Below are 7451 nucleotides of genomic sequence, written 5' to 3' on the forward strand. Positions count from 1 at the left end.
GATTGATGCTATTTGGGGTTTCAATTCCTCTACCTTAGATTGGCCCTCATCTGTCAGGACCAATTGAAAACTCCGTCTGTCCATTGGGTGCGGGACTCTTTCAACATATCCTTTTTTAGCCAAAATATCTACAATTCTTGTCAGTGTTGGTTGATCTTTGAAAACCAATTGGGCCAGCTCAGCCTGACTTAGAAGCTCGTTTTCAGAGAGATTTTTCATGATAAGCCACTGATCCACAGTAATGTCAAATTCACCCAATTTGAATTTTTGCTGGGCATATTGTTTGACCCGCCTTGCGGTCCGATCCAATAGAAATGAATATTTACTGAATTGTTCTTGTGTCATACCAATAATTAGCACAACAAATATACGGAGTAAATTAAAATAAAAAATATTATCCTACAAAAATTATAGGGTTTGTGAGTATTTAATGTTGAACATTAATTTGCCGCAACTCCTTCTTTTCTATAGATTAGGTTGCCTTCTTGGTCCCATTCTGCTCTAATGTATGGCCTAAAATTTTTGGTAAATGGGTTTTCCTGATATTGAATCTCTCTTTTTCGGATGATTTTGTTGTTTTTGGTATTCCAGTATTCTGTCCAAAGACCTACTTTTTCCCCAAAATGATATTCACCTGTTACCCCAATTTGACCGTTTTCGTGAAAGTGAAAGAAATTGCCTTCCATCAATTCGTATTCAACGGGAGTTAGTTTTTCAATTTTCCTTTGTTCCCTATTATAGTAGGTTACTTTTGAATCTTTTGGCCATCCTTCCGAATAGTGCAATTTGTCCAACAATACTGTTTTGGTATCAAAAGTAAGCCATGTACCATGTTTGGTTCCATAAAAGAAATTCCCTTTTTCCACTACAGCATCTCCTACCTCTCGGGTATATGGGCCATGTAGCAAATACCCCCTTGATGGATCAAATTCCTTAGTCCTGATTACTTTATCTCTTGTATCGAACCAATGAATATCTCTAATGTAGGGATCAAATTCTCTGTTTTGTGTAGTAAAATTGAAGATTTGATATTGGGTTTGGTCTCTTACCGTTTGTTTGGTATAGCCCTTCTTGGTTCTTTCTCCAAAATAGATATTTTTTTTGGCCTTTTTCTTTTCTTCTTTTTTCTTGTCGGATTTTGTATAATCATCGAAAAGAAGGATCGGAGCAGTGGTTGGCAATAAATTGTCGGCCATTACTCCCGTCGAATCAGGATCAACCAGTTCATCTTTTTCATCTTTCTGAGAAAAAACAGCATTTGATACTGTCATCAAAAATAAAAGAAGTGAGATTTTTGAATTCATACATTTTTATTAACGCCCAATGAGCAACAATATTTTATCTCAAAAATATTGATTCCAAATCAATTCATCAGCTAATTGTAGAATTAATCATAGTAATCCGTATTTTTGGCGGGATTTAAAAAACAACCATAATAATGAATTCTATTCTATCCGACAGGATCAACCAAATGGAGGAATCGGCTACCTTGGCTATGGCCAAAAAAGCCCGAGAACTGAAAGCCCAAGGCATAGATATCATCAGTCTGAGCCTAGGTGAGCCTGATTTCAAAACCCCAAAACATATCCAGGAAGCTGCAAAGGCATCCATCGATGAGGGAAAATATTTTGCATACCCACCTGTAGCAGGATATCAGGACCTGAGGGAGGCAATCGCAAAAAAACTTAGAGAAGAAAATCATATCTCAGATGCGAAAGCTGAAAACATTATGGTGTCCACCGGTGCAAAGCATTCTATTGCCAATATATTTATGTGCATGATCAATGAAGGTGATGAGGTGGTTATATTTTCCCCTTATTGGGTGAGTTATGCTGAGATTATCAAATTAGCCGGTGGTGTGCCTGTTTTGATTCAAGGTAATCTTGAGAATAATTTTAAAGCGACTGCAGCACAGTTAGAAGATGCATTGACCGATAAAACAAAAGCCATTATTTATTCTTCCCCTTGTAATCCTACGGGCTCTGTATTCAGCAAAGAGGAATTGGAGGATATTGCATCAGTTGTAAAGAAAAGAGAGAATTTGTTTGTGATTGCTGACGAGATATATGAATTGATCAATTTCACAGGAAAGCATTCCAGCATTGGCTCTTTTCCAGGAATGTTTGAAAAAACGATTACTGTTAATGGATTTTCAAAAGGATATGCCATGACAGGATGGAGAGTAGGGTATATTTGTGCCCCTGTTTTTATTGCCAAAGCATGCGAAAAAATGCAAGGACAATTTACTTCGGGAGGCACAGGAATTGCTCAAAGGGCAGCCTTGGCAGCAATTGTTGGTGATCAAAATCCTTCAAAAAAAATGGAAGAGGCTTATCTAAAAAGGAGAGACTTGGTATTGGGACTATTGAGAGATATTCCTGGAATCAAAACACATGTGCCAGAAGGCGCATTTTATTTCTTTCCTGATGTTACTGCTTTCTTTGGAAAATCTGTAGATGGTTTTACTGTAAAAGATGCAGATGATATTTGTCTGTATCTTTTGGAAAAAGCAAATGTATCTTTGGTAACAGGTGCAGCTTTTGGAGCACCTGATTGTGTAAGGCTTTCGTATGCTGCTTCTGAAGAAGATTTGACAGAGGCATTGAAGAGAATGAAAAATTCGCTTTTAAAACTGAAATAAGTTTTTAAAAGAGACTTTAAATCAAGTTTTTTTGTAAAAAATACAAAATATTTGGTGTGATTAAACATTAAAGGAAAACCCCTTGCCATCAGCAGGGGTTTTTTTATGCTTTGGAAAAAATTAACTTTGATTTTAATTTGATTCAAAATATATGTCCAAAGTTTTTGTAATTACACCGGTCAAAAATGCAGTGGATAGCACACTTGAATGTGCCAAAGCGATTGCAGAATCCAACTATTCATTGATACACACGATTTTTAATGATTTCAGTACAGAGGAGACCAAATCAAAGTTGGAGGTTGAGTCAATGACACTCGGCTATAGATTGGTTAATCTTGAAGACATCACTGATACACCCTCTCCTAATTACAAGTTGGTGCTCCAAATGGCCCAAAAAGAAGCATTGAGCCTAGGTATTCCCCTTTTAGTGATCGAGTCTGATGTAATGATCAAACAAAACACAATAAGTGAAATGGCGGCTTTTCTTGCCGAAAATCCAAAATCAGGACTTATCGGTGCCATTACCGTTGATGAAAAAGACGTTGTAAATTTTCCTTACCTAAAATTCAAGTCAGTGACAAAACTTATTATCAAAACTGAAAGGAGTTTGAGTTTTTGCTGTACTTTATTTTCACCCGGTTTTTTAAAATCTTTTGATTTTATGGAATTGGATGATACTAAAGATTGGTATGACACTTTTATTTCCAAAAAGTCGGTGGAGTTGGGTTTTGAAAATTTTGTATTGATGAACATAAGAGTGCTTCACCGCCCACATGGAAGCAGACCTTGGAAACAACTGAAATATACCAACCCGATCAAATATTATTTTTTGAAATTCTGGAAGGGAATGGATAAAATCTAATTTTTGAAATTTATTCATATACCCAAATAGGCTTCATTTAATTTGTAATATAATACTTAGGGTGTTTCAAAATATAAATATTTAAAGAATAAATTAATTCTCCTTTCTGTTCTCTCAACAATGATATTTGTCAATTGAAATACCCTTTTTGGGGTATTCCGTTGGATACCTAATGTGGGAAATAGCCTTTGTACTAAATAAATAATTAATTGTTTTTCAATGTATTATATTTTAAGTAGATATATGTATTGGAAACTCCAATAATCCATTTCATTTTTTTTCACTGATTTTTTTTCGATTGTTAGATATATTTATTGGCTGTTTTCCACAGTTTTTATAAAACAAATAAAATTATTTATAAATTTTTTGTTATTTAATCAAAAAATACCGTGAACAGGGTATTGGAATTTTAATTTAAAGTTTCTTATATTTGTCACGGGTGATTAAGCAACTTTTTCTGCTAAAGACTTTTGAAATTAAAATGAATGGAGATTATATAGATAATCATTTTTACTGATTTCCATTCAAATTTAAACAATCCGCCAAGTAAGCGGATTTTTTTATAGTGTTCATTTTGATTAATCTTAATTTTGTAAATGTTTAGATATATCGTAAGACTGAAATTAGGTTTCAGGTTTATTTTCCTTCTTTTGTTGCTAGGATTTTGTTTCTGTATTAATACGCTATCGATAGCTCAGGATGATTCGACTTATTATGTGTCTTACAAAGAAATGCTTTCCACAAGGGTTTATGTTTCAAGAAAATATACATCTTTAATAATCACGGATAGAATACTGGACAATAGGTTAAGATTTGAACCCAATTCCACTCTCAACCTAGGTATTGGGGCTACCTATAATGATGTGACATTAAATCTTGCCTATGGCTTTGGGTTTATGAATCCAAGAGAGGGGACTGGTGAAACAAAATATTTGGATCTTCAAGCTCATATATATCCAAAAAATTGGGTGATTGATTTGTTCGGGCAGTTTTATACCGGATTTTATTTGCAAAGGATTGACGGTAATCTCTTGCCACCTGAAGAAATCCTTGTTTTTCCCGATCTGAAATTAAGGAAGCTTGGAGCTAGTGTTCAGTATTTGTTCAATGGCGATAAAGTATCATTGAAAGCGGCATTTTTACAGAGTGCTTGGCAAAAAAAATCGGCTGGAAGCTTTTTAGCAGGATTTGAAGCGTATGGTGCATGGGCTGATAATAATGGAATGTTGCTGCCGCCAACTAGTCAGGGAAACCCTGCTGGTGATTTTCAAAGGCTTGGTTTTTTTCAGTTCGGACCAAACATTGGTTATATGCATACCTTGGTTTTTTGGAAACATTTTTTTGTTACCGGAATGGCTTCTGCAAGCATGGCTATGGGAAGATCATATTTGGATTATGAAGAAACCAGGGTAAAAAACTGGGCTTTTGCTCCCAATTATTTTTTGAGAGGGTTTGTTGGTTATAATGGACCCGTTTGGTCAATTAATGCCAATTATGTTCACAACAACGTAGGGAAACCACAGGTCAATGATTATGCTGGAAAAATCATGACCGGAAATTACAGGATCAATTTTGTTTACAGGTTTAAGGTCGGCTCAAAACTTCAGAAGTATTTGGATTATGTAGATCCTGAAAGATATATTCCCAAAGGACTAAAGCAGAAAAAAGAAAATTAGGCAAAGGCCTGATGAATTTTTTTTAATTTTGTCTCTTATCGAATAGCAATAAAACCAAAATAACATGTCAGAATTTTATGGTATAAAAGCCGCTTTAAAAAAGCTCGGTGTTCATTCCGAGAATCTTGGGACTTCAACAGGAAATAACTGGATGGAAACAGGAATGGACTATATCAGTTCTTTTTCACCTGCTGATGGAGAACTGATAGGGAAAGTTCAAATAACTAACAGAGAAGGTTATGAGGCTGTTGTATCCAAAGCCCAGGAAGCCTATAAAACCTGGAATAAAACGCCAGCTCCTCAACGAGGGGAAATCGTTAGGCAAATTGGAAATGCACTGCGTGAGGTAAAAGCTGATTTGGGAAAATTGGTTTCCTATGAAATGGGCAAATCTTATCAGGAAGGTCTTGGAGAAGTCCAGGAAATGATTGATATCTGTGATTTTGCCGTTGGATTATCCAGGCAATTATATGGCTTGACCATGCATTCGGAACGCCCCGCACACAGGATGTATGAACAATGGCATCCTTTGGGAATTGTCGGGATTATTTCAGCTTTTAATTTCCCGGTGGCTGTGTGGTCTTGGAATAGCATGATTGCTTGGGTATGTGGGGATGTTTGTATTTGGAAACCTTCTGAGAAAGCACCCTTATCCGGAATAGCTTGCCAGCATATTGCAGCAAAAGTTTTTAAAGAAAATGGATTGCCTGAAGGGATATCTTCTCTGATTGTTGGAGATTATAAGGTGGGGGAATTTATGACAGAGGATAAGAGGGTTCCCCTTATTTCTGCAACAGGTTCTACCCGGATGGGCAAAATCGTAGGTCAGACTGTTGCGGCTAGACTAGGAAGGTCACTGTTGGAGCTGGGTGGAAATAATGCTATCATCATCACCGAAAACGCAGATATTGAAATTGCTATCAGAGGAGCCTTGTTTGGAGCCGTCGGTACAGCGGGTCAAAGATGTACCTCAACCAGAAGGCTGATCATTCACGAGTCAATTTATGAATCTATAAAAGAAAGATTAGCTGCTGCTTATACTAAATTGGTTATCGGGAATCCCTTGAATGAAAAAAACCATGTTGGGCCTTTGATAGATAAACTGGCGGTGGAAATGTATGAAAAGGCAATAGAAAAAGTCAAGGCAGAAGGAGGGGAGGAAGTTGTAGCCGGAGGAGTGCTATCAGGCGAAGGTTATGAATCAGGATGTTACGTGAAGCCTTGTATCATTGAGGCAGAGAACCATTTCAAGATGGTACAGGAAGAAACATTTGCGCCTATCCTGTATATCATGAAATATAAAACCTTGGAAGAGGCAATTGCCATGCATAATGGTGTTCCTCAAGGTCTGTCCTCAGCAATCATGACTTTGAACATGAGAGAGGCCGAAGCATTCCTTTCAGCATCGGGTTCTGATTGTGGTATCGCCAATGTCAATATAGGAACCTCAGGTGCGGAGATAGGCGGGGCATTTGGAGGAGAAAAAGAAACAGGTGGAGGACGCGAGTCAGGTTCTGACTCCTGGAAAGCCTATATGCGCCGTCAGACCAATACGATCAACTTTAGTACTACTTTGCCATTGGCGCAGGGGATTAAGTTTGATATTTAAAGATAAAATGAGGCTGTCTCATAAGTAGGGACAGCCTCTTTTTGTGTGTCAGGCATGGTCATCACGCTATAGGGTGCAAGTCCCGAACGAGAGTTGCAGTACTTATCGTTAGCCAAGAGCAAGGGTGTCGTGGGCGACTGCGAATCTGAAAGAAGCTGGCGGCAAATGTTCGAGCCTACGGACGGAAACTTCATATAAGGCGGGTATGTGCGGGTGATGTTGCAAAAGAAACAAAAGCCCAATACTGCACGGAACACATAAACGTAAATGGAGAGGCTACATGAACAGAAAGCGGATGATCTTACCCTGAGAGATCTGTCAGTATGCTGGCGAGGGTATGCGCGAATGCCTGAGCGGTGAACGATCACAGTGATGTGACTCGGTACTGTCAGAAGTCAGCAGAAGCCATAGTAGGCAAGAAACGAGCCCTGCAAAGGATAAAACAGGGAGGTCTCACAAAAGTACCGAAGGGCTGAATGTTAAAGTAAGGGAACGATTTACAAAGTTTCAGGGAGAAGGCGTAAAGCCGAACCACGTAAGAGAACTGTTTGCATGAGGATAGGGCAGTACCCGAAAGTAGAATGCAAAAGGAGCTCAGCCCATCTATGAAACAGTAATGGAGTAACCCTGTGAACCAAAAGTCATGTAATATGCTAGATTCAA

6 protein-coding genes are annotated in these 7451 nt (G+C 37.8%); 4 read left to right on the plus strand and 2 right to left on the minus strand.

Going from position 1 to position 7451, the window contains the following annotated elements; all coding sequences use genetic code 11:
- Positions 1-345 (minus strand): MarR family winged helix-turn-helix transcriptional regulator (locus ACEW8U_RS12970; RefSeq protein WP_373522477.1); only part of this gene is annotated, 345 nt, incomplete at its 3' end.
- Between the two features lie 95 nt (positions 346-440).
- A complete protein-coding gene (locus ACEW8U_RS12975; RefSeq protein ID WP_373522478.1) occupies positions 441-1304 on the minus strand; it encodes a toxin-antitoxin system YwqK family antitoxin in 864 nt (287 codons plus the stop codon).
- Positions 1305-1438: 134 nt separating this feature from the next.
- On the opposite strand from ACEW8U_RS12975, the gene ACEW8U_RS12980 reads away from it, so the two are divergent.
- From ACEW8U_RS12980 to ACEW8U_RS12995, 4 genes are all read left to right on the plus strand, one after another.
- Entirely contained in the window at positions 1439-2641 is a 1203-nt protein-coding gene (locus tag ACEW8U_RS12980; RefSeq protein ID WP_373522479.1) for a pyridoxal phosphate-dependent aminotransferase, read from the plus strand.
- Between the two features lie 151 nt (positions 2642-2792).
- The gene (locus ACEW8U_RS12985; RefSeq protein ID WP_373522480.1) at positions 2793-3503 is read left to right on the plus strand and encodes a glycosyltransferase; all 711 of its coding nucleotides are present in this window, start codon (positions 2793-2795) and stop codon (positions 3501-3503) included.
- Positions 3504-4099: 596 nt separating this feature from the next.
- A complete protein-coding gene (locus ACEW8U_RS12990) occupies positions 4100-5179 on the plus strand; it encodes a DUF4421 domain-containing protein (protein ID WP_373522481.1) in 1080 nt (359 codons plus the stop codon).
- A 64-nt stretch (positions 5180-5243) separates the two neighbouring features.
- Positions 5244-6788, plus strand: a complete 1545-nt coding sequence (locus ACEW8U_RS12995) for an aldehyde dehydrogenase family protein (RefSeq protein ID WP_373522482.1) — start codon at positions 5244-5246, stop codon at positions 6786-6788.
- The last annotated feature ends 663 nt before the right edge of the window (positions 6789-7451 follow it).

This window comes from Aquiflexum sp. (genome assembly GCF_041751335.1).
In the GTDB taxonomy this organism is placed as follows: Bacteria; Bacteroidota; Bacteroidia; order Cytophagales; family Cyclobacteriaceae; genus Aquiflexum.